General features: G+C 53.5%; 1 protein-coding gene and 1 pseudogene. Both read left to right on the forward strand.

The window, feature by feature from the left end:
* Positions 1-340, forward strand: a pseudogene (locus AC1DQP_RS20200) (hypothetical protein); the annotation flags it as partial.
* Between the two features lie 120 nt (positions 341-460).
* Positions 461-1,279: an RHS repeat-associated core domain-containing protein gene (locus AC1DQP_RS20205; protein ID WP_478052390.1), complete on the forward strand. Its 819-nt coding sequence runs from the start codon at positions 461-463 to the stop codon at positions 1,277-1,279.
* Positions 1,280-1,750: the final 471 nt, after the last annotated feature.

The following is a 1,750-nucleotide window of genomic DNA, read 5'->3' on the forward strand; positions in this document are numbered from 1 at the left end:
CGCCTGTAGTGAGGGCGGCTGTGGTCCATGGAGCATCATTGGGCGTCATGATGTCCAGCTTCCCGCCCCTCCAGCACCACTAAATGTTACGTCGCGAAAAGTGAGCTTGGATTGGGATAAAGGTCTGGAACTCTCATGGTCTCAATCCGCAGGTGCTCAATATTACGAATATAAGGCTGCAATGCCCGAACTAGGCTATAACGGCAGTCCAGTTAACGTTGGCGCGGTTTTAATTATTGTCTGGAATCTTAAGAAGGACCTTGTTCCTCTCGGGGATCTATATGTCAGAGCCTGCAATGTTTCTGCATGCTCGGAATGGACGGCGGCGGTACGCCGGTAGCTTTCCATCGATGCGCTCCGCTTCGTTGTTCGGCGTGTGGAGCTCGAAAATACAAATGAAGCACTCTCTCGGTGGTGTTGCTTGCACATAAACTCGAAGATGATGGCTGTTTGGGTGGGAATGGTTGTGATCGCTACTGCTTTCACATTCCATGCTTCTGCGCAATCAGTTACCTACATTCATACTGACGCATTGGGCTCTGTCGTTGCAGAGTCTGATGCCGGTGGCAATGTAACGAATAGGTTTCACTACGGTCCCTATGGAGACCTGTTGATAGGCGGGGCAGTCGACGGACCGGGCTATACTGGCCACGTGGGCGATCTATCAACTGGGCTGAGCTATATGCAGCAGCGGTACATGGATCCGGAGCTGGGAATCTTCATCAGCGTTGACCCAGTAACGGCATATGACCAGCCCGTTACTCAGTTCAATCGCTATAGGTACGCGAATGGAAATCCGTATAGCTTCACTGATCCTGATGGACGAACCAGCCGAAGCGGAGTGCGCGGCAGTCAGGCGGCGCAGCTTGGCCGAATGATAAGGGCCTACTGGGATGCTAGAGGCGATAAAGAGAAAGGAGAGAAGAACTTTTCCGAAGCGCAGCAGCGCCAGAAAGAGAACGACAAGATAGCGCTGGATCTAATGGTAGATGTCAGTCGAGCGGGGCCGATTAAGGACGTCATTGAGATCGGAGGTGAAGTGGTCAAAGGCGGTGGGGGCGTGGACAAAGCCACAGAGGTTGCTGCAGGTGACGTCGTATCGAAGGTCGTCGAAAAGGCCCTTGACGGGAAGATTGGTGCGCCTGCAGCAAATGCAGTGGGTGCATTCGCCGGAAAGGCTGCCGGTGATATCGTTGAGAAAGGCACCTCGGCGGCGAAGGACTCATCTGCCAAGCAATCGGTGAGTTCTGGTGGCGTAAACACCCGCGACAAACGATAGGATGGTGCTCCCAGTGACGCTGCGAATGAGATGCTTACGGTGAAGAAGACATGGCCCTATTTCCTGCGAGGGGTTGCCCTTCAAACGAGCGCTCTGTCCCTCGCAACATTGACCATAGGGGTCCCGGTAGGGTTCTTCGAGGTTGAGCTAGTGCAGGCAGTCGGACCAGTCTGGCGAGAGATCATTGACCAAGTTCTTAGTTGCTTGGCGATATTTGTCGTGTGCGCAATTTTTGCTTTTTGGCGCCCGCATAGATTCTTCTTTGCAATGGCTTTGTCGTTCGTAGCGACAGAGCTGATCTTTCAGGGTTTTTCATTGCTTACAGGCGGTGTTGAGCAGCCATTGGCTTTAGTAGTTTTGACTCTTCTTCTGTCGGCCGGCTGCGCTCTCTGCGGCGCCGTTTTGGGCAGGACTGTCAGGAAGTGCAGGGCTACCTAGGCCGACAATCGCACACCTGAACAGCCTTTCAGC

This window comes from Stenotrophomonas sp. P5_A8 (assembly GCF_056400545.1).

Coding starts and splice junctions, on each gene's coding strand:
- AC1DQP_RS20205 (WP_478052390.1), top strand. CDS start 461: ATGGTTGTGATCGCTACTGCTTTCACATTCCATGCTTCTGCGCAATCA.